This is a genomic window from Mycobacterium triplex (assembly GCF_000689255.1).
In the GTDB taxonomy this organism is placed as follows: domain Bacteria; phylum Actinomycetota; class Actinomycetes; order Mycobacteriales; family Mycobacteriaceae; genus Mycobacterium; species Mycobacterium triplex.
On record NZ_HG964447.1, the window covers coordinates 187,447 to 212,722 of the forward strand.

The 25,276-nt window shown below is 62.6% G+C and carries 24 protein-coding genes, 1 tRNA gene and 3 pseudogenes; 15 read left to right on the plus strand and 13 right to left on the minus strand.

The window, feature by feature from the left end; translation table 11 throughout:
* Positions 1–176: 176 nt before the first annotated feature.
* The 4 genes from BN973_RS28395 to BN973_RS28410 all read left to right on the plus strand — a co-directional run bounded on the left by BN973_RS28395 (position 177) and on the right by BN973_RS28410 (position 5,981).
* The gene (locus BN973_RS28395; RefSeq protein WP_084163669.1) at positions 177–1,907 is read left to right on the plus strand and encodes a TniQ family protein; all 1,731 of its coding nucleotides are present in this window, start codon (positions 177–179) and stop codon (positions 1,905–1,907) included.
* A gap of 144 nt (positions 1,908–2,051) precedes the next feature.
* Positions 2,052–2,819: a TnsA-like heteromeric transposase endonuclease subunit gene (locus BN973_RS28400; RefSeq protein ID WP_051641696.1), complete on the plus strand. Its 768-nt coding sequence runs from the start codon at positions 2,052–2,054 to the stop codon at positions 2,817–2,819.
* Positions 2,812–4,950 (plus strand): DDE-type integrase/transposase/recombinase, encoded by a 2,139-nt coding sequence (locus BN973_RS28405; protein ID WP_051641697.1) that lies wholly within the window; start codon positions 2,812–2,814, stop codon positions 4,948–4,950. The genes BN973_RS28400 and BN973_RS28405 overlap by 8 nt, the downstream gene beginning before the upstream one ends.
* 2 nt (positions 4,951–4,952) lie before the next feature.
* Positions 4,953–5,981, plus strand: a complete 1,029-nt coding sequence (locus tag BN973_RS28410) for a TniB family NTP-binding protein (protein ID WP_036473626.1) — start codon at positions 4,953–4,955, stop codon at positions 5,979–5,981.
* A 157-nt stretch (positions 5,982–6,138) separates the two neighbouring features.
* Here BN973_RS28410 and istB read toward each other — a convergent pair whose 3' ends face one another.
* A complete protein-coding gene (gene istB / locus BN973_RS28415; protein ID WP_036473627.1) occupies positions 6,139–6,966 on the minus strand; it encodes an IS21-like element helper ATPase IstB in 828 nt (275 codons plus the stop codon).
* Between the two features lie 133 nt (positions 6,967–7,099).
* On the opposite strand from istB, the gene BN973_RS32245 reads away from it, so the two are divergent.
* The gene (locus BN973_RS32245) at positions 7,100–7,231 is read left to right on the plus strand and encodes a hypothetical protein (protein ID WP_407067539.1); all 132 of its coding nucleotides are present in this window, start codon (positions 7,100–7,102) and stop codon (positions 7,229–7,231) included.
* On the opposite strand, the gene BN973_RS28420 is transcribed toward BN973_RS32245, so the two are convergent.
* Positions 7,228–7,995 carry a Mu transposase domain-containing protein gene (locus tag BN973_RS28420; RefSeq protein ID WP_407067538.1) on the minus strand — a complete coding sequence of 256 codons (768 nt, stop codon included), beginning with the start codon at positions 7,993–7,995 and terminating at the stop codon, positions 7,228–7,230. The genes BN973_RS32245 and BN973_RS28420 overlap by 4 nt on opposite strands.
* Before the next feature lie 239 nt (positions 7,996–8,234).
* On the opposite strand from BN973_RS28420, the gene BN973_RS28425 reads away from it, so the two are divergent.
* Complete coding sequence (locus BN973_RS28425) at positions 8,235–9,305, plus strand: IS110 family RNA-guided transposase (RefSeq protein ID WP_198049006.1); 1,071 nt, start codon at positions 8,235–8,237, stop codon at positions 9,303–9,305.
* A gap of 1 nt (position 9,306) precedes the next feature.
* Here the strand turns inward: BN973_RS28425 and BN973_RS31275 are convergent.
* Both BN973_RS31275 and BN973_RS28435 read right to left on the minus strand, forming a co-directional pair.
* Positions 9,307–9,810, minus strand: a pseudogene (locus BN973_RS31275) (IS21 family transposase); the annotation flags it as partial.
* Positions 9,811–10,082: 272 nt separating this feature from the next.
* Entirely contained in the window at positions 10,083–11,774 is a 1,692-nt protein-coding gene (locus BN973_RS28435; RefSeq protein ID WP_036473629.1) for a TniQ family protein, read from the minus strand.
* A gap of 529 nt (positions 11,775–12,303) precedes the next feature.
* Between BN973_RS28435 and BN973_RS28440 the strand changes: the two genes are divergently transcribed.
* Both BN973_RS28440 and BN973_RS28445 read left to right on the plus strand, forming a co-directional pair.
* Entirely contained in the window at positions 12,304–12,564 is a 261-nt protein-coding gene (locus BN973_RS28440) for a helix-turn-helix domain-containing protein (RefSeq protein WP_036473630.1), read from the plus strand.
* 631 nt (positions 12,565–13,195) lie between these two features.
* On the plus strand, positions 13,196–13,420 hold the full coding sequence (locus BN973_RS28445; RefSeq protein ID WP_036473632.1) for a hypothetical protein: 225 nt from the start codon (positions 13,196–13,198) through the stop codon (positions 13,418–13,420).
* Positions 13,421–13,509: 89 nt separating this feature from the next.
* Here BN973_RS28445 and BN973_RS31890 read toward each other — a convergent pair whose 3' ends face one another.
* The gene (locus tag BN973_RS31890) at positions 13,510–13,893 is read right to left on the minus strand and encodes a hypothetical protein (protein WP_232232248.1); all 384 of its coding nucleotides are present in this window, start codon (positions 13,891–13,893) and stop codon (positions 13,510–13,512) included.
* 306 nt (positions 13,894–14,199) lie between these two features.
* Positions 14,200–14,361 (minus strand): hypothetical protein, encoded by a 162-nt coding sequence (locus tag BN973_RS31895; RefSeq protein WP_232232249.1) that lies wholly within the window; start codon positions 14,359–14,361, stop codon positions 14,200–14,202.
* Positions 14,362–14,537: 176 nt separating this feature from the next.
* On the opposite strand from BN973_RS31895, the gene BN973_RS28455 reads away from it, so the two are divergent.
* The 3 genes from BN973_RS28455 (at position 14,538) to BN973_RS28465 (ending at position 16,750) form a co-directional block, all read left to right on the plus strand.
* Complete coding sequence (locus BN973_RS28455) at positions 14,538–15,935, plus strand: AAA family ATPase (protein WP_036473634.1); 1,398 nt, start codon at positions 14,538–14,540, stop codon at positions 15,933–15,935.
* Positions 15,936–16,051: 116 nt separating this feature from the next.
* Complete coding sequence (locus tag BN973_RS30850) at positions 16,052–16,270, plus strand: DUF2188 domain-containing protein (protein ID WP_232232250.1); 219 nt, start codon at positions 16,052–16,054, stop codon at positions 16,268–16,270.
* A gap of 408 nt (positions 16,271–16,678) precedes the next feature.
* Positions 16,679–16,750 (plus strand) — tRNA-Lys (locus tag BN973_RS28465).
* 265 nt (positions 16,751–17,015) lie between these two features.
* Here BN973_RS28465 and BN973_RS31485 read toward each other — a convergent pair.
* Positions 17,016–17,315, minus strand: coding sequence for a hypothetical protein (locus tag BN973_RS31485; protein WP_176234839.1), 300 nt, complete (start codon positions 17,313–17,315; stop codon positions 17,016–17,018).
* Entirely contained in the window at positions 17,296–17,598 is a 303-nt protein-coding gene (locus BN973_RS31490; RefSeq protein WP_176234840.1) for a hypothetical protein, read from the minus strand. Before BN973_RS31490 ends, BN973_RS31485 begins: the two co-directional genes overlap by 20 nt.
* 125 nt (positions 17,599–17,723) lie before the next feature.
* Between BN973_RS31490 and BN973_RS28475 the strand changes: the two genes are divergently transcribed.
* A complete protein-coding gene (locus BN973_RS28475; RefSeq protein ID WP_036473638.1) occupies positions 17,724–18,311 on the plus strand; it encodes a helix-turn-helix domain-containing protein in 588 nt (195 codons plus the stop codon).
* A gap of 357 nt (positions 18,312–18,668) precedes the next feature.
* On the opposite strand, the gene BN973_RS31900 is transcribed toward BN973_RS28475, so the two are convergent.
* Both BN973_RS31900 and BN973_RS31905 read right to left on the minus strand, forming a co-directional pair.
* Positions 18,669–18,932 (minus strand): hypothetical protein, encoded by a 264-nt coding sequence (locus tag BN973_RS31900; protein WP_232232251.1) that lies wholly within the window; start codon positions 18,930–18,932, stop codon positions 18,669–18,671.
* Positions 18,923–19,084 (minus strand): hypothetical protein, encoded by a 162-nt coding sequence (locus tag BN973_RS31905; protein WP_232232252.1) that lies wholly within the window; start codon positions 19,082–19,084, stop codon positions 18,923–18,925. Before BN973_RS31905 ends, BN973_RS31900 begins: the two co-directional genes overlap by 10 nt.
* Positions 19,085–19,352: 268 nt before the next feature.
* On the opposite strand from BN973_RS31905, the pseudogene BN973_RS28485 reads away from it, so the two are divergent.
* The 3 genes and pseudogenes from BN973_RS28485 to BN973_RS28490 form a co-directional block, all read left to right on the plus strand.
* Positions 19,353–20,247: pseudogene (locus tag BN973_RS28485) on the plus strand (aldehyde dehydrogenase family protein); the annotation flags it as partial.
* 81 nt (positions 20,248–20,328) lie between these two features.
* Positions 20,329–20,433, plus strand: a pseudogene (locus BN973_RS32250) (hypothetical protein); the annotation flags it as partial.
* A gap of 422 nt (positions 20,434–20,855) precedes the next feature.
* Positions 20,856–21,527 (plus strand): CAP domain-containing protein, encoded by a 672-nt coding sequence (locus tag BN973_RS28490; RefSeq protein WP_036474105.1) that lies wholly within the window; start codon positions 20,856–20,858, stop codon positions 21,525–21,527.
* An 80-nt stretch (positions 21,528–21,607) separates the two neighbouring features.
* Here the strand turns inward: BN973_RS28490 and BN973_RS28495 are convergent, their stop codons facing one another.
* The 3 genes from BN973_RS28495 to BN973_RS28510 all read right to left on the minus strand — a co-directional run bounded on the left by BN973_RS28495 (position 21,608) and on the right by BN973_RS28510 (position 24,137).
* Positions 21,608–22,048 (minus strand): lipoprotein LpqH, encoded by a 441-nt coding sequence (locus BN973_RS28495; RefSeq protein ID WP_036473641.1) that lies wholly within the window; start codon positions 22,046–22,048, stop codon positions 21,608–21,610.
* A gap of 102 nt (positions 22,049–22,150) precedes the next feature.
* Positions 22,151–23,286 (minus strand): IS3 family transposase gene (locus tag BN973_RS28500; protein WP_096290763.1). Its coding sequence is split into 2 segments (ribosomal slippage): positions 22,151–23,016 and positions 23,016–23,286, totalling 1,137 coding nucleotides; the frame shifts between segments, so codons are not numbered across the junction.
* 224 nt (positions 23,287–23,510) lie between these two features.
* Positions 23,511–24,137, minus strand: a complete 627-nt coding sequence (locus BN973_RS28510) for a TetR/AcrR family transcriptional regulator (RefSeq protein WP_036473643.1) — start codon at positions 24,135–24,137, stop codon at positions 23,511–23,513.
* Between the last annotated feature and the right edge of the window lie 1,139 nt (positions 24,138–25,276).

The window sequence follows — 25,276 nt, forward strand, 5'->3', positions numbered from 1 at the left end:
TCGATATCTGTTGAGGCGGAACGGGTCTTCGTGTCGAGATGCAATGAAGATTAACAAGCGTGCACTTGTTGTTAAACAACAGCGACAGCCGACCTGAGTGTCTGGCAGACATAAGTGCAGGTCATGCTGGTAACTGTCGACTCGGTCTCAAGACCTTGTCAAAGTAGCTGCTCGAAATGAGAGTCGCGCGACGCTGGCTTCCGCTTCAGGTGCAACCTCTTGAGGGTGAATCGATCGATTCGTGGTTGGAGGCCAGCGCACGTGCAATGGGTGGCACCGTCGGAACTCTTGCGGCGGCCGCGAAGCTTCCGGCTACCGCGAAGCCGCATTGGTTGACCTGGCTGCTGCCGGAGCAGGAACAGTTGCTCGAGGCGGCCACCGGTGTACCGGCGGAGTCGTTCGAAGCGATGACGCTGAGCAAGTACGACGGGACCGCCTTGCATATTGATGCGTACACTGAGCGTCTCAATCCAAAGTTTCCCTTCGGAGCTCTGCCGAGGTCCCGGTTCTGCCCTGCATGCTTATGCGAAACGGGCGGCCGGTGGCAATTGCGCTGGCGCCTCGGTTGGTCCTTCGCGTGCCTGGAACACAATTGCCTCCTTGTTGACCAATGTCCTGGCTGCGGAAGCTATCAGCGATCGACCCAGTACTACCGCCGCATCCAGCCTCCAGCCACCTGCCGTTGCGGTCTTCCACTGGGAACGGTTCCAACGTTGCGGTGGACCGATAGACACAATTTTTCGTGGGCGCAGGAGGCGGTCAATGAGGTTATTGACGACGGCTACGCTGATTTCGGAATCTTTGACACCCACGTACGGCTTTTGCAGGAGGTCCTGGAGGCTGTCAGAAGCCTTGCCAACAGGATCTTGAACTATTCGTCGACCCACGGCCTGACGATTGAGGACGTTGAGGATGACCTGACGGGTGAGCATACGGTAGGTTTCGCGTCCTCACAGGCGCGAGAAACACTGAATAACAAAGCGCCGCTTCGTGCTCTGGATGTTGCAGTCGGTACCACATTGGCCTTGAAGGTGTTGTGGGACGCAAGCGTGACCGACTGTGGGATGGCCGCCCGATGGTTCATTGCAGGGCAGAACGCCACCAGCGGCCCAGCGGAAATCCGCTCATGCGCGCGAGATAGCGACATCGCCGCTGCCATCGTGTTGAAGGCGCGTAACGCCGATATGGGTCCTGAACTCCAGCTGCGATACCGCTCTGCAACGACGCTGCCGTGCGCACCGAGCCCGGGGCAGAAGCGAATCCAGAAGAAGGCTGCCCGGCTGCCGGCGGCAATCTGGTCGCAATGGGCGTCTGTGTTGCTATCGGGACGTCGCAAGACTTTGGTACTTCGCGAGACATTGTCGTGCGCCACACTGCTCGTGGGTGCAACCATCAGACCCGTTGCGGCAGTGCGCCTCCTAGGCGTCGTCGAGAGCCACAGCATTTTGAATAACAGGCTGTGGGTTTTGTGCGACTCAAGCTACTGGGAGCCGATGCAGCAGGCGCTCGTCCGGTTAAGCGACTTCCTAGAGCAGGGCGACGGTGGCCGGATCAACTACGAGCGCCGCCGCCAGCTCGATTACTCCCTGTTGGTCAGCGATGACTTCTGGCAGCAACAGGTAGAAGGCGATGCTGGCTCGCTGCCGACGGTGAGCTCGGTTGTGGCCGCGCGTTGTTATTTGATTGAACGAATAAGTGGGTCCCCGCGTCTCGCCCTTCATTTCCACCCCGAGTTGGACTACTGGAGTTTGACGAAGCTCGTGGCCGCTTTCACGGCGCACCTGACCGAGCCGACGGTGGCGGCGCTGGATCAGCGTGCACGGAGCTTCCTTGCGGAGCAGGGAGTCAGTGAACCGGTGTACTGGCACCCGCCTCTTAAACTGCTTGAGGGACTTGACTTCTCGTAGGTGGCACACGGAACCGTGAGTGCACAGCAAATGCTGTGCACGAGTGAAAATGCACGTAAAAGTTTCGAAAATCGACCCAGTAGCTACCTCCAAACTGCATATCGTGGCGCACCTGACCCTACGTCGAAGGTGGAGGTAAATCCGATGAGTCGCAACAATGCACGGCAAAATGGTCAAGGCGGAGCAGATGGCGTCGTGCAGCTTGAGTGGACACTGCGTTTCCGCGACGGTGTGAAAACCGTATGGCTATGGCAAGTCCAAGGTGCTCCACCACTGGACCTGCTGGCTCCGATCCGGACGCCTAGGTCGTCGGCGAGTAATCGCCATATCCCAGTGTCGGCTTACACATTTACCAATTCTGGTGTCGTACATCTGGAATCAGGGCTTGAGCACGACCTGGTTCGCATGCTCGATCGTGACTCCACCGTCTTACGAATAATTTCCCAACCATTCCGGTTGTCATGGCATACCGAAGAACCGGTTACCCACTTCCCCGACCTATTGACCCAGCACATCGATGGCAGTGTCACCGTATGGGATGTCAGACCGCAAGAAAAGCAAGACGACGACTTTCAGGCCAAGAGCGTCGTCACCCGCCGTGCCTGCGAGCGGGTCGGATGGCGCTACACGGTGTTCGCCGGAACGACCGTAACGGAACGAATGAACATGTTGTGGCTGCACGGATTTCGCCACAGGCCTCCATGGGCAACGCATTTCGAGGAACAGATACAGCAGCTGGCTGAATGTGGCGACACGACGGTGGGCTCGCTTCTTTCGGCAGATGACGGGACCGGCGAACTCAAAACGGTGGTCTGGCACATGGTGTGGACGGGCGCATTGGACATCGACATGACCGTGCCGTGGACGCTGCACACACCCGTTGTAGTGAGCAAGGAGATGAGCCATGTCTAGCGGCCGTACCAGCCTTGTCGAAGGAACACGCGTACTGACTTATCGAGGGTTCGCGGTCATCGACAAAGTCGAAGCAGCCGGCGTCATCTTGCAGCATGCCTCCGGCGACACAACGAAAACCGGTTATGCGGAAATTGATTCAATCCGCACCCTTGACAACGGCGAAGTGTCAGCCCTCTGCGAACCGCTTCGCCCACGGTGGGACGCCCTCAGCGACGAAGCCCGCGAGTCGGCGCTGTTCAAGTTGGGAATTGTTCAAGAGATCTTGACCGGTTACCGAGACGGCCATCCCGCTCTGGCACGTCCTGGCGAGCCGAGACCGCCGTTCGGTCCGAGTGGGGCTTCGGAGAGCCAGCGCTGCACTGCGATGGCCATGGAATTGAATCTTGGAGCGCAACTCGATCGCAAACCGCCCCGCCGAATCCAGGACGAGGATTGCAGCACAGCGCATTACAGCCCGGTCACGATCAGAAGCTGGGTACGCGGGTTCAAAGAGCGTGGCCTGCTCGCGCTGATCGACGCACGAAGTACTCGCCAAAGCAAGTCTTGGGAGTTGATCGACGAGCGATACCGCCAGGTGGCCACCCAGATAGTCGACACCTTGGACGGGGACCGATCGACCATCTCCAACCAGGAGGTCGATCGCCGAACCAGAGTTCGACTGAAGGAAAACGGGATTGAGGACTTCCAGGCACCGCAGAGAATCACCCGCCAGTTCCTGGCTGCCCTCAAACGGGAGCGAGGAGCAACGACGCGTGCACAAAAGAGCCGGAAGCTCCGCAAGGTTTCAGGCGCAAAACACTACCCGGCGATTCGCCCGGGCCAGGTGGTCGCCATCGACGTCACCCGCGCCGACAATCTCGTCTACGACACACTGACCGGCCGCGCATGCAGCGTGGAAATCATCACCGCCATCGATGTCGCGACCCGCGTGGTTCTCGCGCTACGCGTCGTTCCCAGAAGCGCCAATGGTATCGAGGCAGGGCTGCTGCTCTACGACATCTGCCGCCCCTTCTCATTGCTGGTCGAGGGCACGTCCATCAGTCAATGGAGGTGGGCGGGCCTGCCTGGGCAGCTCGACCTCCGCGGCGTGGCCGTACGGGTGGGCAAGCGCCTGCTGGCACCGGACTTCAGCACTCTGCAGGGCGAGCACGGCGTTCCGTCCGTGCTACCGGATGCCATCCGATGCGACCACGGATCAATCTTCGTCTCTCAACATTTCCGGGCGCTGCTAGCGACCCTGGGAATCGATCTGATGCTCAATCGCGGCGGCAAGGCCAACGACAACCCACATGTGGAACGTTGGCACGAAACCATTCAGCGTGGGTTGCAGCAGATCCCGGGATACAAGGGCCGCAACACCTCTGAGCGCGGCAGACTGGTTAGCGATGAGCCCCTGTTGACCGCATCGCAGCTGCGGGATCACTTACGTCGTTTCGTCGCACTCGATTACCACCGCAGCGCGCATGAGGGCCTGATCCTGCCCGGTGAAGAGGAGGCAAGGATGTGCCCTCTCGAGATGTGGGATGCGATGACTGAACTCACTGGGCGAATCGATGTGCCGCAAAATCCGGATCTGATCTACCAGTTCCTCCCGGTTCGATGGGGGACCATCAGCCACGCCGGTGTGGAGTTCAAGAACCTGGTGTACGACTCGCTGAAAGTCTTTGAGCCCTATCGTTCGGTGCCAGTCGGGCAGTTCCGACCTGAAGACCGCGCGGCACCCTTCTTCTACGATCCGCAAGATCTCTCGCGGATCTGGTTTCGCGATCCCGCGACGAACCGAGTCGAACCCATTGAATGGCGCGGCTCTGACCACACCGTCGCGCCAATGACAGCGGCGATCGTCGACGCCGCGCGGCGACGGATACGCCACCGAGGCGGAAACCTGGTCTTGAATCGGAATTCCGCCACGCGCCAGATCCTCGACGAACTCACCCAGATCACCGAGGCACCTGCAAAACCGAAACTACGCAAGAAGCTCATCGCTGCCCGGTTGCGGGTGGAGCAGGCCAAGGCCGATCACGCCGAGGCGCAGCAGCATCAAGACCAGGTGCAGCCCCCGCGGTCACACCCACGGCGGCCATCGCCGGCGCACGACCTGTGGCCCGAGCTTCCGGAAGGTGCCTAAACGTGGATGCCCAGCTATGGCACGACTACTGCACGATGCAGCCACCAGCAGAGCCCCAACCGGTCACCGTGCGGCAGTGGAAGGTAATGACACGTCAGCAACGGGCAGGCCACATCGACCATTTGACCGAATGGCTACAGAGCCTGTTTCTGCCCACCGGCGACGTGGTGGCGATCTACGACGCTATCGACCACATTGTTCGAATCAACAAGTTGACTCCACCGGGCGCGAAGAGCTTGCCCGCGCTCTCAGGACCGAACTACGCCGGCAAGAGCACGATGATGATGCGTTGGGCGCGCGAGAAGTACTTAGCGTGGATCGCTGACGCCGAACTGGACCCCTACGGGCGGCCGATCATCCGCCCCGAACCGGGGTGGGAAGTCGACCTGGATCCCGTTGTATGGATCGACCTCGACGCCGCTGCCCAGATTAAGGACGTCGACGCAGCAATCCTGGGGTTCTTCCACCTTTCGGCCGAGGGAGCAAAACGCGACATATCGATGGCGGCGATGGACGCGGTTCGAAGACACCGAACACAGATCGTCATTATCGATGACGTTCACCTGCTCAAGACGAACTGGAAATCGGGACGCGACGTGCTCGACCACATCAAGCACCTCAATACACGCCTTGGCCAGATCGGCGTCACACTTGTTCTCATCGGTGCCGATCTCGAAGCCCGAGACCTAGTGCATGACCCACAAATCGCGGCCCGTCTCCGGCTGAATCGGTTCGGGCCGTACGAGATCGACGATCTCGACGCCGATCGGATCGGTTGGCAAGTGATCGTGCGCGATTTCGAGAGACTGCTGCTGCCTCATCTGCCGCGAAGTCGACCGAACGAGCTGCACACCAAGCTTGCGGCCGAGCTCTACCACCGCACGCACGGCTACCTCGGAGACCTCAAAGCGCTGCTCTGCGAGGCGACGATCGGGGCAATCACTGATGGCACCCACAGGATCCTGCTCCGGCATCTCAACGTCGTGACGTTGAGCAAACGTGCAGAGGAACAACGTCTGGTACCCAGCTGAAAAGCTGGGCAACGCCAGCACAAAGTCACGGCGATGGTCCAGTGACCGCTGCGCCGATCGCACCTCCTCGACCGGAATGACGCGCGATGGCTGGTCGCAGGGCGTGTGGTGCGTTTACCGGTGTGCGGACCCAGGTTGAACCTCGAACATCGCAATGTCAACGTGATTTGGCTCCGGTTTGACGGCTTGATTTGGCCCCGGTCGTGTTGGGGGGTTTCGCGTTTCGTGCGTGGGCGAGTCGGTAGGAGGTGCTGCCGGTTTCGATGATCTGTCCGGCGAAGGTGAGCCGGTCGACGATGGCGGCGCAGAGTCGGGGGTCGGTGAAGGTCTTCGTCCAGGAGGAGAACGGCTCATTGGAGGCAATGGCGATCGCGGAGCGTTCTTCTCGTTCGGTGAGGACTTGGAAGAGCAGCTCGGCGCCGCGGCGGTCCAGTTGCAGGTATCCCAGTTCATCGACCAGGAGCAGATCGACGCGGCCGTAGCGGGTGATGAGTTTGGTCAGGTGTTTGTCATCGGCGGCTTCGACGAGTTCATTGACCAGCTTGCTGGCCAGGGTGTAGCGGACGGTGTAGCCGGCTTCGGCGGCCAGGGTGCCCAGGGCGATGAGTAGGTGACTTTTCCCGGTGCCGGAGTCACCGATCAAACACAAGGGGTATCCGGCTTTGACCCAGTCGCAGCTGGCCAGCTGGCCGATGATCGCGGGGTTGATGGCGGGGTTGGCCTCATAAAAGAAGTCCTCCAAGCGTTTAGGGCGGGGGAAGCCGGCGTCGCGGATACGCCGGTCCGCGCGGCGGCGGGTGCGGTCGTCGCATTCTGCAATCACCAACTCGGAGAGGAACTCGAGATAGGTCAGATGTTCACGTTGCGCGGGGGTGGCGGCGATCTCGCTGAACCGGTCACGGATGGTGGGCAGTCGCAGCATGCGGCAGCCCTGCTCAATGGCCGCGGTGGCGGCCTGCTCGGTGACTGCGCGTCGGGCGGTCATGAGGTCTCCCTGCCGAGCAGGATGTCGTATTTGTCCATGCAGGGCAGCGGCTGCGCGTGGGGGCACCCCGGCGCGGTGGGCGGCCAGGACCAGCACCTGCGCGCCGGGCTGAACCACATCGCCTGCAGGAAGCGTGGTTCGGCGCTCGGTGGCCTTGCGGGCCTCCAGGGCGACCACATCGGGGTTGACCGAGCCGACCGCCAGGGCGGCGGTGATCCCGGCGAGCCCGGTCGAGGTGACGGTGCAGCAACAGGACTTCCACTAGGGCACGGGTGCCCGCCGCGTCGCCGTGGGCCCTGCGGGCGGCGGCCCGGAATCGCTCGTGCCCGGCAGTGAACACCTTGGCCGCACGGGCCTGTGACAACGCGGTCGCCCCGGATAGCGCGCCGGGCTTGCGCAACAAGATCTCCAGATAGTGATCCAGATCAAGGACTTTGGCGCACTTGCCGATCGCCCGCTGATGGCGGGCCACCACCACAGTGCGGTCATGACGGTCACCGTCGAGGCCGACAGCTTCACCCGCAGCCGATGGCCGATGAAACGGGCCGGCACCGAGTACTGGTTGCACCGCACCATCACCTGCGCGTAGCGGTCCACCCGCGGGGTCAGGGTCAGCGTAGTGTCGAACGCCTCGCTGGGCAGCGACCGCAGCAGGGTCTGCTCCATCGCCCAGTCCTGGGCCACGCTGGTGGCCCGGTTGCCGATCCGGCGGGCGTCATCAGCGTCATCGGCGGCTTCCAGCAGGGCGTTGAGTTCATCGATGGAGTTCACCACCGGCATCGGCACGCAGTGGTTGCGGCGAAACCGCCCGCCCTCGTGTCCGGGCTGGCAGTACCAGGCCTCAAATCCGTAATGGGAGCGAAAGGCGATCCAGCGGTCGTTCTCCTGCCGCGAGCGCCCGAACAGCACCTGTTTGACCGCGCTGTTGAGGTTGTCGTAGCGGATCTTGTCCACCGGGACACCGCCGAGCCGTTCGAATGCATGAACGTGGCCCTCCAAAAACGCTTCCTGACCGGCGGTCACAGACACCCGATGCGCTGCCCGGCCCGAGTAGGACAACCTCAGTGTCAGGGTGAGGTTGCCGCTTGTTGCGGTGGTTGGATCCTGATCGCCTGGTGTTTGGCTCGTAGGCTCGTTGCCGCCTTCGGGTTGGCGTTCATGCGTTTTGTCGGCATCAGGTGTGAAGGACCGGCCGGCGTGACTTGATAGGAGCGTGGCATCGCCCCCACTGAGATGTGTCCGCCGACCGGCCCAACCGTCACCTCACAGTGAAGGAGGCAACCTCCATGGTTGTTGTTGGAGCCGATGTCCACAAGCGCACGCATACGTTTGTCGCCGTGGATCAGGTGGGCCGCAAAATCGGCGAGAAGGTCGTCGAGGCCACTACGGTAGGTCATCACCAGGCGATCCGATGGGCTCGCACTCAGTTCGGTGTCGAGCTGGTGTGGGCGATTGAGGATTGCCGACACTTGTCAGCGCGTTTAGAGCGCGATTTGTTGTCCGCCGATCAGAAGGTGGTACGAGTCCCGTCGAAGTTGATGGCCCAGACCCGGGCCTCGGCTCGTACGCGGGGCAAGTCTGATCCGATTGACGCGTTGGCCGTCGCGCGGGCCTACCTGCGTGAGCCCGATCTTCCGGTGGCTTCCCACGATGAACTGTCGCGGGAGTTGAAGCTGCTGGTGGATCGGCGTGAAGACCTTGTGGGGCAACGCACTTCGACGATCAACCGGTTGTTGTGGAGAGTGCACGAATTAGATCCTGGCCAGGCGCCGAAACCGGCGTCGCTGGATCTGGCCAAGCACCGCAGGATGCTCGGTGATTGGTTGGCCGCCCAGCCCGGTCTGGTGGCCGAGTTGGCCCGCGAGGAGTTGGCCGACATCACCCGACTCACCGAGGCCATCAATGCTTTGGCGAAACGGATCGGCGAGCGTGTCCGCGCGATCGCTCCGGCGTTGCTCGCCATGCCCGGCTGCGGCGAGCTCACCGCCGCCAAGATCATCGGCGAAACCGCCGGGGTCGCCCGCTTCAAAAGCGAAGCGGCGTTCGCCCGGCACACCGGCGTGGCGCCTATCCCGGTGTGGTCAGGCAACACCGTCGGCCGGGTCCGGATGACCCGCACCGGCAACCGCCAACTCAACGCCGCTCTGCACCGCATCGCGGTCACCCAGATCCGTCTCGACGGCCTGGGACAGGCCTACTACCGCAGCCGTCTGGCCGCTGGCGACTCCAGCACCGAGGCCCTGCGCTGCCTCAAACGCCGCCTCGCCAGAGTGGTCTTCCATCACCTCCACACCGACCACAACATCCGAACAAAGCCTTGCCAACCGGCAGCGGCTTGACATAGGAGAAACGCATGGTGAACAGCGCCGTTTTCGTCTTCACCCCAGCAAGAATCACCCACAGGTCGTGGAAGTCGACTTCGCCCTGAGCGGCCGGCTCGTAAGTCTGTGGGACGTACCCCAACTCCAACGGCCGGCCTGCTTCAGCCAGAATCTGCGGGCGCCGCTTGCGGACATGATCACGCACCGTCGAGTACGACAACGCCTGCGCGCCATGCTCATCGACCAACCTGGCCAAGACCCGCCGCGCGGTGTGGCGCTGCTTCTTAGGGGCGTCCAGATCGCTGCGCAACATCTCATCAATCGCCGCCTTGAACGGCTCCAACCGCGGCGCTGTCCGCGCCGCCGTCTTGCGCGGCGCCGGCACCGCCGACTCGAGCGCCTGGCGCACCGTGCGCCGATGCACCCCGTGCTTATCGGCCAACGCCCGGATCGACAACCCCTCGACCCGGTGATCACGCCGAATCGCCGCGAACTGCTCCACCTTCGACCTCGCCCTCCGCACGCCTCACACCTCCATGACCGGCAATCCGGACTATCCGGACACCGATCACGCTGGGGTGGGGCCAAATCAAGCCGTCGCAACCATCACGGCGTGTCGAACAAGTGGGGCCAAATCAGACCGTCACAACAACACTCCGTCGCCACACAGATGGGGCCAAATCAAGCCGCCCCCTGGGGCCAATTCAGACTGTCACGGCCATCGAACAGACGGGCAGCAGCCGCCCACTGAGGCCCGAAGGCGAAGACGCTTACGCCACAGCGAGATTAACCCCGTCATCCGACAAGCTGATCCAGTGCCGACTGGTCGAGCACAAGGGAGCGCAGTGCCGCACGCGCCGGCTCCGGAAGGCGATCGCGGAACACGCGGTAGGTCGCCTTAATCTCCCGGGCAGGCGGCGCTGGCCAGGCAGGGCTGACATCGAGTAAGCCTTGAGCCACCTCGCACCACATCCAGGTGATCGCGTAGGGCGACGAAGTGGGCCGCCGATGCGGTGTCATCGTCGTCCGCCAAGTTTCGAACCAACCGCCGGGATCTCGGGTCAATGCGCGGACCCGAGCCTCATGGTCGCGGAAATTGCGGCTGCACGAGAGCATGCCCATCGCGGTGTTGACGGCGTCGGCGAATACTTTTGGAGAGACCCGCAATCGGGCGCTGGATGCGCGGGCGGCGCGGACACCGACCACCGGGGCCAGACCGATGCTCACTGCGGCATCCGACCAATTGGCCACGTCGGCCACGAGTCTGACCATGCACAGTGACACATACAATCTGCCCGTCCATTCGTATCCACCGAGCATCTCGTCAAAACATGCGTGGTAGATGTCGGGGTCGATCAGCTGTGGAATGGCCGAGTCTTGAAGCAATTCACTGCGACGAACATTCTGAAGACGCCGCCCGACGTGGTGGCGTTGCCCAGCTGCGGTACTGATGAGCCGCTCCATCGTCGGTGTGCGTGTCGTGCGATTCACTAACCACGCGCACGGGCCGTTTTTCGCCTCGGCAATCAGACCCAGCCAGGGGCACAGTCGGGTAGCGGCGTCTTCAACGTGTATCTGCTGAAGGATGTCGGCAGCATCGGTGAGAACGTGCCCTCGGACCACCGCACTCTGGGGTGGGCTGATCCCCCAGCGTGGCCCGCGAAGGTTTGTTGTGCGATCACGGGCTTCGGCGTGGAGGACCTCGGCCCAGTTCCTTACCAGTGGCCCGTCTGGCCGCGACAGCAGGTGAAGCAACAAGGTTGCGAGATGCCGGATTTCAGCTAAGAAGAGTCGAGGGTCAACGCGCCTGCCTAGCATCGGCACGGTCTCGCCGGCCAGCGCTTCCGCCAAGATCGTTGCGGTGCTGAGCACTTGTGGTGGAGCTGACTCTGGAACGTGTCTAAGCAGCGATTGCCTGCATGGATTGCGTAGGCCGACAGGGTTCGCGCATAACTGTTGCGGACCGGCCAGGGGACGCAACGGCGAATAGCGGTGAGTGCGAAATCGATGACCGCAACCAATGCAGTGTGTCGTCAGGAAGACCCCGTGGCGAGGACACGTCGCGGCAAGAGGCAGTCGCCATTCCAACGCCCAGATGCCGTCCTCGGCCAGGCACAGGGGGCACAACTGCGAGCCGAACTGGGGAAACCAGCCCTGTGTCACCACGTGTCGGAAGGTGTGCCGACGAAGGGGATCCAGCCCGTCGAGATACAGCGGCAACCCGTCGTCGAACCGCAGGAGCGTGGCATCGGCAACGGAAGCCCCATCGACGCCAGTCAAACGGGCGATCCTGCTGATGATCAAAGGATCCGGTTTGATCATCATGAAAGCCGCACCGGGGGAGCCGGAATGCTCAGCCGCGGTAAGAAGCCGCAGCACCTGAGGTGGCGATAATCCGTTGGCGATGGCGAGCCGTTCCAGGAAGCTGTCAAGAGATTCTCGCTCGTCCAATGCTGGTCGACTCGGCAGCAGGCCTCGTGTAGCCACAGCAGGCCCCGCCTATGGTTCCAGCCATGCGGCACCGCGTCGGCACGAAGACCCACGACGGCACAGTTCAGCGCCCTCACCGACGACTGGTGCGGTCAAAACGACAGCTGGAGGTCGGCATCGAGGAGTACCAGCCACCAACGCAATGTACTACTAGTAGGGCATTAGGGGTGGATCGAGTGTGTAGTCAATCTACGAGGACGGCCGCTGGCGCACCGGGTCGATCACAAGCGCAAGGCCACGTCAACCGCAAGTTGTTCGCCACCGCTAGCCGCCCAGATAGGGGTCGAGGGCCTCCAGGGGCGCAATGGCAACCCGGCTCGGCAGCCGCCCCCGCGGCCCGTAAGGGTCTGTCATCGCTAAGTGCTGCCGGCCGCGATCGCATCGCACACCTGCCGTTGCGGAACAACTTCGCCGTGTTCAACGGGACGGTGCTGCGAGGGCGGGAAACAGCTGATCGCCACAAAACGCACAGAAAGCACTACTAGTAGGGCTGACATCTAGGGTTTGAGCGTGAGTACTGGATTGCGTGCCGACGCGCCCCAGTCAAAACGACCCCAAGCGCGTCGTCGCATGGGAGCGCCGACGTCGGATGGTCGGGACACGGATCCAAAGCTTGCGTATTGAACGCGGCTTAACTCAGGAACAACTGGCGCAGCTATCGGGGGTATCCCGCAACGTGTTGATGGATGTCGAGCACGGCCGCCGGGGAATACTGCATGAGCGGCTCTTCGACATCGCCACGGCATTGGGCGTACCAGCCGTCGATCTTCTCGAAGGCATTCGCTGAGAATCGGTCCGGAATACGACCCGCCAGGCTCGGCGAATGGCAATTCAACGTGAACCGTCGGCCACGGACCAATACCACTCCTTCTAAGTCGGTCAGGATGCCGTGTAGCTCAGCCCCGCTCACCCCGCCCTTTGCCGCCTGGTCGCATCGCTTCCCCGCTCCGATGTGCAACCCTGGCCGCGGATGCGGGGTAGGTGCGTGATTCCGCGAAACGGTGTCTCGGCCAAATGCGCTTAGCGAGCGGTGTGGTTCTTGGGCCGGCCAGAACGACGCCTTCTCTTTGGCCAACGACGTCACTTCCGTCCGGCCGGGTTAAGCGCGAAATCGTCCTTCCAATGGCTATAGTGCAGCTACGCTTACTAGCCCTACTAGTAGGGTTTTACGACGACGTGTGGAGGATCTTCCTGTTGCGGAGTGGGGCTCGACTCGGGGAAGACACAGAAGGCGACGGTATGGGGTCGGCGGCGGACAGTAGATTGTGAAAACAGCGAATCGCCGACGCAAAGCCGCGCGGCGCAGAGCGCGCCAGCTCGGGCGGAATGGGGCGGGTTGCCAGGCTCACCCAAGGACTTGCGACGATCGCCGGGCCGTCGATGCAAACCTTGACAAACTGTTGATTGACCGTGGCTGGATGCTGGTCGAACGTGGTTGGGCAGGCGACGTCTATGACTGGCCGGCTTCTGCGGCGAATCGTGGCCACGAGGTGACCTATCTGATTGCTGCAGCGGACGACAACCTGGACAGCGGCGCGCCGTACCGGGTGGCACTAATCGATGGAGAGTTAAGGGCTTACGACCATAAAGACCGCCTCGCCGCGGATCTCGAAGATATTGAGGCGCGGCGGTTCGGCTACTGATCCCGCGAATCTGCCAAATGTGACCTCATCGCGGCGGTTTCGGCGCAGCGACACGTAGTCGCTTGCGACCCTGTCCGGCGGCCGCGCAGTCACCGGTTGGAAAGGCGCTTTCCACAGGCGGGACACCACTTGATCTCGGCGCCGAACAGTGCCTCGATCGATGACAGATCGTCTTTGTGCAGCGTGCATTGCTTGCGGGCGAGGTGGATTCGGATGGTGTCGACGATGAACTGTGCCCGCTCAACAAGTGTGGTGCCATAGGCGTCGTCATCGATGGTGCCGTGGGCGATGATGTCTCCCTCGTCTAGCTCTTTTTGCCCGTATTGGGGTGTGCCGTCGCTGTTGGTGCCGGCGAGCGTGCGGGCGAAGCGGCCGCTGGGCCGAAGGTCGAGCTCGATGCGCCATTCGCCGTGGCGCTCGCGGAAGTAGAAGCTGTGCCCGTCGACTTCTCCATCCCACTGCTCAGGGACCAAGCCGACTGGCTACCCACGGTGACACCCTGTTGGACCGCCAGCCAGGCCTGCAGGTCGGCTTCAGCGGCTTGCTCGTCGGCCCGGATCTCTTGTCCCTCCGGCAATTCCCAAAACGCTTTGATGTCGTTGAGCCATTCGTGCCAGGAGCGGCGGCGATCCTCGCGGGTGCGGGCACAGGTGCAGGCGAATCCGTAGTCGTGCAGGTCAGATTCGGGTAGCCGCGCGCGTGACACCCGCACCGGCAGCGCTCGCCGCTATCGACGTAGCGCCAGACGGTGAGCGCATCGAGGGCCACGTTGGCGAGCACTACGGGTTGAGGGCACCGTGCAGGTCGAACACCGTCGTCAGGTGATCGCGGTAACGGCGGCGCGCCTCGGTGCGGGCACGCTCGAGCGCCTCCCGGTACTCGTCGGCGCCGGGAACGTTGGAGAAGTCGGTGACATAGAGCTCCGCGGGTTCCTCATCCACGCCCTCGAGGATGGCATGAGCGCACCGTGGTGTCGCCTCAATTCTCTTGGTCAGTGCAGCGGACCGACCATCGCGGCAAGCTGACTCAGCGCTTGCTGAAAAACAATGTTGACTACAGACCCGGCAGGGTGCGATTCTGTTCGGCTGCTCTTTTCCCGATGATGACAAATGAGGCAATGAACCGAACAGAGGACGAACTGAGCGACCTGACCGCCGACCCGGCCTACCGCGCGGGGGCTCATCGGCGACCCCTTACCGATGTCAACACGTGGCTGGAGAGCGTCGACGGTGGTGTGCGGCCCGCGCTGCGTGCCCTGGGCGAGCTGCTGGTCGGCGTCGCCGAGCACCATGGCGCCGAGAAACCGGAGAACGCCGACCAGTTCACCGCCCGATGCCTGGGAGTGGCGGGCTGCGGGCAACTGGTCGATGAGGAACGCAGCCTTAACCCGTTGTCGTGGTTCACCTTCGCGCTGGCGCTGGCCGAGTGGATCGATAAGTATGCGCAGGCTTGCGAGGTCGGCCCCGGTGAGTACGCCGACCCGCCGAAGTGGACGCAGACCCGGATCGGAGGTCAGGATTACCGCCACCCGCTATGTTTGCGGGTGTATTTTCCCGCCGGGACGCTGCTCGACGACGTCGGGTGTGTGATCGCCCTGCAGGGACGGCAAAGCATGCTGCGGTCGGTCGGTGTGAGCGCCTACGTGGCGCCGGGCCACCAGGACCGCGCCCGCGTGCTGCTGGACCGGCTCGCTGAACGCGCCAACGATCTCAACCCCTACCGAGGCCACGCGGTGCGCGCCACCCACACCGCCGGACTGACCTTGACCGTCATCGACTTGCCCTCGACCGCAACCCGAGAGAACGTCATTGTCGCCGACCAGGTCTGGACTGAGATTGATCTCGGCGTCCGCGCGGTGCGCGACCGCCACGACCTGCTCAACGCCCACAGGCTGGGTGCGCGCCGTGGTGTGCTGCTGTGCGGCCCGCCAGGCGCCGGGAAGTCGGCCGTGAGCGCCGTCGTGGCCCAAGAGGTCGTCGGGCAATTCACTGTCATCTACGTCGACGCCAAAGCTGGTACCCAGCTGCTCAGCGCCGTCGTGGAGGAAGCCCAGCGCCTCGGCGGCCCGGTGCTGCTCGTGCTCGAAGACATTGACCTGTGGTGCAAAGACCGCAGTACCGGCGGTGCCGGGTTGTCGGAATTGTTGCAGGCCATGGACATCCAGCCCGACGCCCGCATCCTGGCGCTGGCGTCCACCAACGACGCAGCCACCTTGGACCAGGCGGCCATCCGCACCGGGCGGTTCGACTCCATCGTCGAAGTCGGCTACCCCAACTCCACCGATGCTGCCCGGATTCTGGCGGCCCTGATCCGCGATCTACCTGGCGGCCACGCGGTCGACTGTGCGGGCGTGGTGGCGGCGCTTCCCGAGCGCACCAGCGGCAGCGACATCCGCGAGATCGTGCGCCGTGCCGTGCTCGCGGGCCGCGACGGACGCGTCAGCACCGCAACGCTTTTGGCGGAGGTAGGCAACGGACGCTACCGTGCCGCGATACCGGAAGGGATGTACCTCTAGGGAAGCGAAGACCACATGTTCGCCGGATTTATTGACCCGCAGAAGCCACTGCGGCGGGTCGCGGTACCCGACACCCGAGCGAATCTGCGATGGCACTGCGGCCAGCGAGAACATGTATGCCACTGTTAACGGCGCCCAGGCGGGAGGAGCACGACGCCGCGCGACGTCTTGCCGAACGCAGCGGGGGCGGCGAGGTGCGAGACCACCGCAAAGACAATAACCAGATTCGGAATGCGGATACCGTCGGAAAAACACCCGTACCCCCCGAAGGGCTGAGTCTGGCGCCGGGGCAGCACGCCGGGCGGCCAACCCGCGAGCTGCTGCCTCAGATCTAAAGAATCGGGGTCGATCAAATTCTGATTCGAAATCTCCTGCCGCCGTTGGTGTCACATGTCGTCCTTGGTGATCGCGCGCGTTATTCAAGCAGTTAGGAAAGAACCCTCAAGTCCGCGAATGGGACGAAGTGATTGCCACTCTGGGGACCGCCCGAAGGTGTCTTTCGGCCGCGCCGCTCACCGGCTGACATCAGCGATGGCGCTGGGCGGCTACTTCGCGCCTCATAAACCAGTTAGCCGCCAACCGTCCCGCGCTGCAGCGTGGTATCAGCCGCTGCCCTTACCCGACATAGGCCCGCGGCAGAACCAAATCGGGTAAAATATCGAAGGTGGACTCACCGAACAAGAGTCGGAAGGAGCCTGAGATGCGCCAGCGAAAATCGCGCTGCCGCATGCGTACTACTTCAGGCGTCCGTAGCTCAGTCGGCAGAGCAGCTTCCTTTTAAGTAGCGGGTCGGGGTTCGATTCCCTCCGGGCGCACCGGCCGGTAACCAGACCGGCGACGCGAGAGGGCTCCTGCCAATAGTGTTCAGCATGGGGCATGCCATTGAAGAGCTGTGGGCGATCTGTCATCGATCGAAGCGCTGCTCGGCGCCGAGATCAGCTGCTGTATGGCCTGTGGCACCCGCCAATCCACGGCGATGACCGAGGGAGCGCCGATGTGCGTTTCCCCTCAGGTTTCGTACCCTGTGGGCGGTGCGTCATCTTGAGGTTGTTCAACTGATTTGGACTGTACTGATGATTATTAACGACTGTGATCATCGACGTGGGCAAAAAGCGAACCCACGGTGGTCGCTTCGCGGAGACACGTCGAGGACGCACACAGACCGTTGGTTCGTAGGCGCAGGGCGATGATGTCGCCCTCGTCTAGCTCCTTTTCCCCGTATTGGGGTGTGCCGTCGCTGTTGGTGCCGGCGAGTGTGCGGGCGAAGTGGCCGCTGGGGCGAAGGTCAAGTTCGATGCGCCATTCGCCGTGGCGCTCGCGGAAGTAGAAGCTGTGCCCGTCTACTTCGCCGTCCCACTGTTCAGGGACCAAGCCGGCCATGGCTACTTACGATGGCACCCTGTTGGACCGCCAGCCAGGATTGCAGGTCAGCTTCCGCGGCTTGCTCCTCGGCCCTGATTCGTTGGTCCTCCGGCGATTCCCAAAACGCTTTGATGTCGTTGTGCCATTCGTGCCAGGTGCGGCGGCGGTCCTCGCGGGTGCGGGCACAGGGGCAGGCGAATCCGTGGTCGTGCAGGTCGGTTTCGGGTAGCCGCGGGTGACATGCGCACCGGCAGCGCTCGCCGCTGTCGACGTAGCGCCAGACGGTGAGCAGCCTGGACATGTAAATCCCAACGCGGGATTACGTACGAGGCTGTGACGGCTCAGGTAGGACCCGGACATGCATCGTCCGATCGCATCAACGTACATCCACGCATATCCCCGCATCGCCGCGCTACCCTGTGCAGGATGGATGGGTCGACGGGTCGCGTGCTTGGTGCGCTGTTGGCTAAACATCAGATTGATCTGACCGTCGACGAGGTCCTGGACGAGCTGGACTCCGCGTTTGCGGCCATCCCCTGGGCAACCACCCTGTCGGCGACAGAAGTGGATTTCCTGCGCATGCGCGTCGAACCCCAGGCAGCATCCGTGATCGACGCCTGGTCGGCCGATGACGAACGTCGGACCCGCGCCCGCATTGCGGTGCGCCAACTCAGCAGCGCGCTCTCAGGATCGGTCAGCATCAAGGAAGCCGCCGCGATGCTCGGCGTCGACCGCTCCCGGGTGGCGCGGCGCATCACTGGAAATGCGTTATGGGCCTTCGATCTTCAAGGAAGCCGACGCATCCCGCGCTGGCAGTTCCTAGGTGACGAACTGCTGCCAGGCTTGGACGCGATCGTGCGCGCGATACCACGGGGCATCACCCCCGTGGTTCTGGATATATTCATGCACACCCCGCAGCCCGACTTCGACGACCGCACCGCGATCGAGCACCTAGCCGGCGGCGGCGACCCGGCATTAGTTGCCGGATTCATCGCCGACCTCGGGCGCTGGTGAACCTACGGCCCACTGAAGGCGCCACGAATGGCCCCCCGAACACCTCAGCAGGGAACCCACCAAATTGCCGACTACACCGGCGCGCTATGGCGGGTCCACCGCACCGAAGGTGAGCGCCTCAGCCGTGGAACAAGCTGCGCACCTATTTAGGGGCCGCGGCCGCCCGCGCGGTGGCACCGACACCCGGGTCCTGCTAGTCGGGAAGTAGCGAATGACGAGGTCCGGTCGGCGACGTAGTTGGTCATTATCGGAGCTTCTCCGACGCGGGATAATCCCCGAACCATGCGAAGTGAAGGCTCGGACTGCCGCGCTGAACGGCTGTGACGAGTCGAGGTTTTGACCGCATCCGGTCCATCGCTAATCACAGTTCGTTGCATTAGCCATCGGCGCCCCAGGGCACGATTGTGGTGGACAGGCTTCGTCAAGGCGACGTGCGGCGCTGCGCTCCGGGGAAGAGTCGAGTAGCCGACAAGCTCCGATTACGCTGATGTCTGGGGTGTCGAACATCTTGCCGAGGTCGAGTTGACCGCACTGCACCGCGCCGAAGAATCCGCCACCGGTAACCAATGCTTCGCCGTTGATGTAGCTCGATCGGGGGCTGTTAAGGAAGATCAGAGCCACGCCTGTTCCTCGGCGGTTGAGCGCCGACGGATCGGCCTGACGAAGGCGTCAATGATGTTCTGCCCGGCGAATTCCACGAAATAGGGCAGCGCCGCGGTGTCGGTGGGGCCGGGGTTGATGCAGTTGAGCGGGATGCCATCGGTGATCAGCATGGCGGCCCGGGACGCAACCCAGGGCCTTGATCGACTTCTTGGAAAATAGGTATGCACCGACCGCTCCCATCTCGTCATTGGCCAGGCACCACCGCTTGCCCTCATCGAACCCGTCGGTGGACACCAGTTCCATCAGCTGCTTCAGCTCCTTTTGCCACCCAATGGCGGCATTGGACGCGACCACCGCGATCGCACCGCCGGCATGAATCTTGGCAGGACCAGGTCGTCGCCGTGGGTGAGGATCTGATTTGCTTGGGCTACACCGAGCCCCAGCGAACGGGACCCGTCCATCGCCGTGAGGCTGGCCGAGCTCGGTCCGGAGCGGGACTGCCCAAGGGCGTCTTCCAGGTGCTACACGGCGATAAGGAGGCCGTCGACGCCATCGTGAACCACTCGAGCATTAAGGTAGTCGGGTTCGTCGGCAGCTCCGACATCGCCCAGACATCTACTCGACCGCCGCCGCCAAGGGTAAGCGTGCACAGTGCTTCGGCGGAGCCGAGAATCACATGATCGTGATGCCCGACGCCGACCTCAACCAGGCCGTCGACGCACTGATCGGTGCCGGGTACGGCAGCGCGGGTGAGCGGTGCATGGCCATTAGCGTCGCCGTCCCGGTCGGCGAACAGGCCGCGGATCGGTTGCGCGCCAGGCTAGTCGAACGGATCAACAATCTGCGCGTCGGCCATAGCCTCGACCCAAAGGCCGATTACGGGCCACTGATCACGTCGGCGGCGTTAGCGCGGGTGAAGGACTACATCGGTCAAGGCATTGCGGCAGGCGCCGAAGCCGTGGTCGATGGACGCGAACGCGTCAGCGATGACCTGACTTTCGATGATGTCAGCCTGGAAGGCGGCTTCTTCATCGGCCCCACCCTGTTCGACCACGTCACCCCGGACATGTCGATCTACACCGACGAGATCTTCGGGCCGGTGTTGTGCATCGTGCGCGCGCACGACTACGAGGAGGCCCTGCGGCTGCCGTCCGAGCACGAATACGGCAAAGGCGTCGCGGTTTTCACCCGCGACGGCGACGCGGCCCGCGACTTCGTCTCCCGCGTGCAGGTCGGCATGGTCGGTGTCAACACGAAGACCGAGACCATCACCCAGCGATGGCCGTCGGTCATCAAAGACGGCGACGAGTTCAGCATCCCCACCATGAAATAGCCTTGACAGGCAACCACTTTCATACCATTCCAGCAGATTTCACACTCCAACGCAGGAGCAGCAGCGAGCGAACCGGTCATCATCGAGGGTGCGATCAACGGTGCGACGTCGAACACCGTGCATCCGAACGTGCCGGTGACAGGAGACGAGATCGTTGCCGACGCACTGTCCTGCTTCGGGGTTGGGGCTGCGATCGTTTCTGCATACCCACTACGACGGCCCAGGCGATCTGGCCGGATCGGCTCAACGCGTCGTTTTCACATGGAGTGACCGCCACGGTAGTAGGTAACTGCGGGCTGGGGTTCGCGCCGTGCCGCCCGGGCCGATCATGACGCGCTCGTCGACGTAATGGCTACATCGTTGAGCCCGCCTCGCCAATCGGGATCGCGACAGGCCTGAACAGCCGCCTAAATATATATTCATTTAAGTAATAAAACCTCTAGACGACTTCGCGGCGCCGTGGGTAGCCTACATCCATGTCAGACTCATTTCGGCCTTGCATTGACTAGGTTCCAGTCGATCCAACCGGCCAGGCCAGCCCTGTGGCAGAGCGTCCGCCGCCCGGCACCGCCGACCACCGTTTGGTGGCTAACAAGGAGAAGTTGGATATGCAGCATTGGCCGCAGCGTCTGCCCGCCTTCGTGGCTGTGGCCGGCGCTCTATTGAGCATTCCCGTCGCGCATGCGGATAATGACAACAACACGCTCATACCGAACAACAAGCGACTCAATGACGGTGTCGTCGCCAACGTCTTCACCGTGCAGCATCAAGCTGGCTGCATTAACGACGTGAGAATCAGCCCCCAACTGCAAGCCGCTGCGCAGCGGCACGCCGAGGATCTGCTGAACAACCGCGCCCTCGATGGTGATATCGGTTCGGACGGGTCTAGCCCGCAAGACCGCGCCAATGCGGCTGGTTTCCATGGCCCGGTGGCAGAGACGGTGGCGATCAACCGGTCAATCGCGATCAGCGGCAATGACTTGATCAACCGGTGGTATCACAACCCCGACTATTTCAAGATCATGTCCAGCTGTGCGAACAGCCAGATGGGGGTGTGGTCGTTGAACAGTCCGGATCGGACCGTTGTGGTTGCGCTATACGGACAGCCACAAGGCGATCCCTCGGGGCGGGGAGCAACACCACTAAATACCGACGGACAGAATATTCCGCTGGATCCCAGTCCCGACTATGACGCCAGCGACGAACTCGAGTTCGGTCTCAACTGGTTCCCGTGGATCCTCAGGGGGGTGTACCCGCCGCCGGGCAATCCTCCGGAGTAGAGCGGGATTCGTCCATCGTTAGCGAACCCGCATCAAAGGCCGCGCAGTCAACGTAGTTCGGCCAAAGATAGCTGGTCGCGTTAACAGGCGACTTTGATGGTGAAAGCGTCGGTTGACCTCAAGCTGGGGTTATCGGTGTTAAAGCCCTCGGCCCGTCCGCGGATCGTGTAGGTGTATCCGTGCAGGGTTACCTCGGCGGCGCCCTGGAGGTGTTCGGCGTAGCTGCCGGTGAACCCATCCAGATTGTTGATGTTGATCGTTTTGGCGGTCAAAAGACCCTCGTTGGACACGAACATGCTGGTGCCTGCCGCAGTGTCACCGGTAGTAGCCGTAGTTAGCGATCCCATCGGTACGCACTTCACCGCGTGGCTCTCTGGAAGCACATGGCCGTTGATCGTTACCTGCGCGGTTCCCGGGAGCAATGTACCGGGCGCAGGTTCGGCCGCGCGAGACGGTGAGCATGCCCCCACACTGGCTGCCACCAAAACGATCGCGGACGCATTGCGGAACCGCTTCTTCACGAGCTCACCTTCATTTCATCTCGCTGTCTTCCCGACTCCGCATTAAGAGCAGCTCGACCCTCGGCGGCAGCTTTGAGAGGGCCCCGGTTGGTGGTCCAGTCGCTATGCGGCTTGGGGTTGATGGGTCGTGGTCCACTGTAGGGCGTATTCGCTCGGGGTGAGTTCGCCGTGGGTGTGGGGTCGGTTGGTGTTGTAGTCGATCCTCCAGCCTTCGATGATGACTTGGGCTTCCAATAGGGAGTCGAAGCGCCAGGCGTTGAGCAGTTCGTCACGCAGGCGGGCGTTGAACGATTCGACCCAGGCGTTCTGCCGCGGTGAGCCGGGATCGATGAAAAGCGATCCAGCACTGTTGAATCGGCACCAGTCGCTCACAGCGTGGGCGACGAACTCGGGCCCGTTGTCGAAACGGACATACGCCGGTACCCCGCGGGCACCTGCGAGCCGGTCAAGCACAGCGACGACATCATCGGTGTTGATGCTGCGGTCGACCTCGATGGCCAGGGCTTCGCGGGTGAACTCGTCGATGATGTTGAGCAGCTTGAGAGTGCGCCCGTCAGCGGTGGTATCGAATTGGAAGTCCATCGCCCAGATCACGTTCGGGCGGATCGGTGACATCGCGCCCACCGCGACGCCGATACCGGTCAACCGCTTCTTGCGGCGCCGCTGCGGGACTCGCAGGCCTTCTTCGCGCCACAGTCGGCGGACGCGCTTGTCGTTGGCATGCCAGCCAGCACGGCGGGCCATCTTCGCTGCTCGGCGCCAACCCCACCGCGGCCGGTCGGTGGAGAACCGGCGCAGCCACCCCCGCAACTCGACCTCTTCGGTCGTCATCGGCGGCGACGTCAGCCGCATCGTGGAGCGGTGAATGCCCACCACCGTGCAGGCGCGGCGCTCAGACACCCCGAACCGCTCGCGCAGCATTACTGCTGCGCGGCGTTTGCGGTTCGGCGTCAGAAGTTTCCCGACCCGATCTCCTTGAGCATGTCGATGTCCAGGGCCTGATTGGCGACCATCTTCTTGAGGCGAGCGTTCTCGGCCTCGAGCTCCTTGAGCCGCTTAGCGTCGTTGGCCTTCATACCGCCGTACTGGGCCAACCAGCGATGCCAAGTCGACTCCGCGACTTCCAGATGCCGGCACACCTCAGCCAGTTCCTGGCCCGCGGCCAACAGCTTGTTGCCCTCGGCGAGCTTGCGGATGATCTGATCCGGCGTATGCCGCCGGCGCTTGTTCGATGCCATGTCGTCGGTGATTCTTCCTACCCGAATCCTCGGGCAACAGAGTCCCACAAACAACTGGATCACTTCAGAGGGCTCACCTCAGCTTACTCAGCACGGCGAGCGGCCAGCTAGGTAAAGCAACCGTATCCGACTTTGGTGTGGTCATGGTCGCCGGGTTCGTCGTCTTAACGAGGACAACAATGTTGAAGGGTTAGCCGCATTCCGTGACTTGATATCACCGAGGGCTATCGCCGAGGGGTGAGCGAGGCGACGAGCAAGTTTCGCAGCACGCCCTCGTCACCACCGTCGTCGGGCTCGGCGGGTTCAGCGATGAGGCTGAAGTTGACGCGGACGATCCAGCGGGCGAGGGTGCCGGCCGGAACATCTCGGCGGATATCGCCAGCAGCGGCAGCAGCCTCGAGGCGCCGCACCAGCGCGTCGGCGAGTTTGGCTCGCCACAACTCGGAGCCTTCGGCGGCGTGATAGGCAGCACCGACGGCTTGGTGGTCGTCAACTAGTGATCGCATTACCGGTGAGTCACGGGCGATGTCGATTCCCCGCATGCATGCGGCGACGAGCTGAACCAGAAAGGGCTCGTCAGTCTGCCAACATTGTTCGACGGCGTGCAGGGTAACAGTGAGCACTCGCATGAAGGAGGCGGCCAGCAGAGCATCCTTGCTCGGGAAGTAGTAGTACACGGTCGACCGGTGCACGCCTGCGCGCCGGGCGATGTCGCCCATCCGGGTACGGACAGGCCCCTTATCCGAGTAGCAGGAGTCGGCCGCGGTCAGCAACCGTTCGCGCGCCTCATCGTCTGCCGGGGAGTCGGCTCCGGCCGGCCTCGCGCGACGGCCTCTGGAGTGGGCTCTCACACCAGCACACTACGGCCTCGGTGGTGTGCCGGTGACCCATGCGAACGGCCCGGCCAGGACTGGTGACGGATTAGCTGCGCCGCGAGAGGTCGGCGGTGACTCGCGGCGGCGCCGCCGCCGGTTCCTGGCAGGCGACGCTCACCGGCCTCGAGCGCCTGCCCGGGAATCCGGCGATGAGGGCAAGGCCGCATCAGCTGAGCGAGGCTATACCCGGTCAGTTAACCGGGTAGCAACTGTAGGCACCGCACCTGACTCACCGCGGCTCAGCAGTGCAGAGTCCGCTCGAGATTCTCCAGCAATGGCCTCTAAAATGCGTTAACGATACAAACCGATATATAGATAACTATTTAGCTTTACCCATCACTTCGGTCTGCCGCTTTTGTGCGCTGGCTCACCGTCCTCCGCGCGACAGAGTATTCCTCAGGCCTGAGGCCGCTTAGTCGTAATCAGCGATTAATTCTCACGGCTGCGGGGGGCGGTGTCGATCGATGGTGGTATGCCCCGCATGACCAGGTTTGGCGCACTAGGAGGAGTAAAGCTCGCGCTGTCGCTAGAAAGTCGTAGCCCACCGTTGTGCGTAAGCGCAGGTCAGGGCCCTGCCGATGGATCGGCGCACCCCGCGGGCGTCTCAGCGATAACGACGCTGGAGACGGGCCGGTGTGCACTCAATCCGGCTCAGCGGCGGGCTGTCACGGTGGAGATGCAAGGGATGCATCGCCGCTTCTCTGGCCTGATTTACGTCACGACCGCTATATTATTTCAACTATTTCGAGCTACGCGATAAGACCAGCGAGCGACGCATCTAGGCTCATTGCAAGAGCCCGTACTTAGCGTCCCGCTCATAAACCTGTGAGGGTGTTAATCACAAATATATTCGGGGATATCATAGTTCCACCTATGAAGCAGAATTTGTAATTAATACCGTAATTAGCCAGCCAATAGCAAACTTTCTGACGTCGGACTGGTCGCGATGCGCGTGCGCCTGGCACATCGGCCGCCCGGCCGGTTGGACGCGTACGATCAGCCATCTCGCACGATCACTACGGCATCTAGTAGGTACTATGCCGCTTGGCGAGGTGTGGCAACCCAGCCGGCGGCGGCGCTGCGAGCGCGGGTATTGCGACATCTCGGCAAAAATT

Coding starts and splice junctions, on each gene's coding strand:
- BN973_RS31905 (WP_232232252.1), bottom strand. CDS start 19,084: ATGCTGATCACCGATGGCATCCCGCTCAACTGCATCAACCCCGGCCCC.
- BN973_RS28405 (WP_051641697.1), top strand. CDS start 2,812: ATGTCTAGCGGCCGTACCAGCCTTGTCGAAGGAACACGCGTACTGACT.
- BN973_RS28445 (WP_036473632.1), top strand. CDS start 13,196: ATGCTGGTCGAACGTGGTTGGGCAGGCGACGTCTATGACTGGCCGGCT.
- BN973_RS28475 (WP_036473638.1), top strand. CDS start 17,724: ATGGATGGGTCGACGGGTCGCGTGCTTGGTGCGCTGTTGGCTAAACAT.
- BN973_RS30850 (WP_232232250.1), top strand. CDS start 16,052: ATGCCACTGTTAACGGCGCCCAGGCGGGAGGAGCACGACGCCGCGCGA.
- BN973_RS28455 (WP_036473634.1), top strand. CDS start 14,538: ATGAACCGAACAGAGGACGAACTGAGCGACCTGACCGCCGACCCGGCC.
- BN973_RS31485 (WP_176234839.1), bottom strand. CDS start 17,315: ATGGCCGGCTTGGTCCCTGAACAGTGGGACGGCGAAGTAGACGGGCAC.
- istB (WP_036473627.1), bottom strand. CDS start 6,966: ATGACCGCCCGACGCGCAGTCACCGAGCAGGCCGCCACCGCGGCCATT.
- BN973_RS31490 (WP_176234840.1), bottom strand. CDS start 17,598: ATGTCCAGGCTGCTCACCGTCTGGCGCTACGTCGACAGCGGCGAGCGC.
- BN973_RS28490 (WP_036474105.1), top strand. CDS start 20,856: ATGCAGCATTGGCCGCAGCGTCTGCCCGCCTTCGTGGCTGTGGCCGGC.
- BN973_RS28400 (WP_051641696.1), top strand. CDS start 2,052: ATGAGTCGCAACAATGCACGGCAAAATGGTCAAGGCGGAGCAGATGGC.
- BN973_RS28395 (WP_084163669.1), top strand. CDS start 177: ATGAGAGTCGCGCGACGCTGGCTTCCGCTTCAGGTGCAACCTCTTGAG.